The organism is Citrobacter sp. EC_71 (assembly GCF_019584005.1).
GTDB lineage: Bacteria > Pseudomonadota > Gammaproteobacteria > Enterobacterales > Enterobacteriaceae > Citrobacter > Citrobacter werkmanii.
This window is the reverse complement of sequence record NZ_VDAY01000089.1, coordinates 1-273: the sequence shown is the minus strand read 5'-3', so window position 1 is coordinate 273 and position 273 is coordinate 1. Positions and strand designations below refer to the sequence as shown.

At 53.8% G+C, this 273-nt stretch carries 1 protein-coding gene; it reads right to left on the bottom strand.

Annotated elements, in window-relative coordinates:
• A partial coding sequence (locus FHD02_RS24145; RefSeq protein WP_220394394.1) for a transposase occupies positions 1-273 on the bottom strand: 273 nt, incomplete at both ends.

Here is a 273-nt window from a genome sequence, read left to right as displayed (position 1 = left end):
ATCTCTCCCACTGACGTATCATTTGGTCCACCCGAAACAGGTTGGCCAGGGTGAATAACATCGCCAGTTGGTTATCGTTTTTCAGCAGCCCCTTGTATCTGGCTTTCACGAAGCCAAACTGCCGCTTGATGATGCGAAACGGGTGCTCCACCCTGGCCCGGATGCTGGCTTTCATGTATTCGATGTTGATGGCCGTTTTGTTCTTGCGCGGATGCTGCTTCAAGGTTTTTACCCTGCCGGGACGCTCGGCGATCAGCCAGTCCACATCCACCT